This is a genomic window from Streptomyces sp. NPDC002076 (assembly GCF_053593835.1).
The window spans coordinates 1-1,450 of the sequence record NZ_JBSFDI010000071.1 but is presented as its reverse complement, the minus strand read 5'-3'; the positions used below and the strand labels follow the sequence as shown (position 1 = coordinate 1,450).

Annotated in this window: 1 protein-coding gene; it reads right to left on the bottom strand. The window is 69.6% G+C overall.

Going from position 1 to position 1,450, the window contains the following annotated elements; all coding sequences use genetic code 11:
• Positions 1 to 115: 115 nt before the first annotated feature.
• A complete protein-coding gene (locus tag ACWCQS_RS46025; RefSeq protein ID WP_451009997.1) occupies positions 116 to 1,378 on the bottom strand; it encodes an IS701 family transposase in 1,263 nt (420 codons plus the stop codon).
• Between the last annotated feature and the right edge of the window lie 72 nt (positions 1,379 to 1,450).

Genomic DNA, 1,450 nt, shown 5'->3' with positions numbered 1-1,450 from the left:
CTAGTAGGGCCTGGTCAGGTTGGTACCGGTTCTGGCGTGTTGCGGTGACAGGTGGGGCAGGCGCCGGTCCAGACCGCGAGGAGCGACTGCAGTTCGCGGGCGACCTGGTAGAGGCTCAGGCCGGCGCCGTCTCTTTTGGGGATCGGGTCAGTCGCTGGAGGGTGCAGAAGGCGTGCGCGACGGAGACGAGGGTGACGTGGTGGTGCCAGCCCCTCCAGGTGCGGCCCTCGAAGTGGGCCAGGCCCAGGGCCTGTTTCATCTCGCGGTAGTCGTGCTCGACGCGCCAGCGCAGCTTCGCGGTGCGCACGAGTGTGGCCAGCGGGGTGTCGGCGGGCAGGTTGGACAGCCAGAACTGCACCGGCTCGCTCTCGCCGGCCGGCCATTCGGCCAGCAGCCAGCGCACCGGCAGCTCCGGGCCGTCGGCGGCCTTGCGGATCTCGCGCCCGGCGGGACGGATCCGCAGGGCCACGAACCGCGAGTACATGCGTTTGAGGCCGCTTCGGCCGCTGCCTGGGCGGGAGCCTTCCCGCCACTGCACGGGTCGGGCGGCCTGTCGGCCAGCCGCGATGACCAGCTTCTTCACCGTCTGTGCCGGCTCGGGGTAGACAGGCTGGGGCCGGGGACCGCGGCCGCCGTAGGGCGGAAGATGCGGTCGTGCTTCTTCCGGCTGGGCGGTCGTCGTGGTCGAGATGCCCACCACGTAGGTGAGCTTGCGCTCCTCCAGACCCAGCCGGAAGGCTGCCGTATCTCCGTAACCACCGTCGGCGACGGCGAGCGGGATCTCGATGCCCCACGACCTCGTCTCGTCGATCATGTCCAGGGCCAGCTGCCACTTCTCGACATGGCCCACCTCGGCCGGGACGCCGCACGGCCCGCGGCGGGCCACCTTGGCCGGATCGGCCTTCGGCGAGGCGGGGTCCCAGCTCTCGGGCAGGAACAAACGCCAGTCGACCGCAGCCGAGGCACCATCGGACGCCACGTGCAGCGACACCCCGGCCTGGCAGTTGGTGACCTTGCCCGCGGTGCCGGTGTACTGCCGCGACACACACGCGGACGAATCGCCGTCCTTCAGAAAGCCGGTGTCATCGATGATCAGCGCGGTCGGCTTGATCACCTGCTGCATCCTCCACGCCAGGCGCGCCCGCACATGCGCCGAATCCCACGGACTGGAGGTAATGAAGTGCGCCAATGCCTGCCGGTTACCGTCCTCACCCAGCCGGGCGGCCATCGGCTCCACCGACTTGCGCCGCCCGTCCAGCAGCAGACCCCGCAGATACACCGCACCCCACCTGCGTTGATCAGCCCGCGCGAACGGCTCGAACACCTCCGCCGCGAAATCCTCCAGATCACACCGGACCGCGGCCAACTCCCCACCCATCACACCCGGTCAACGGCACACCCGATCAAACGGACACGCCACCGGCGAGTGAACCTGACCAAGCCCTACTAG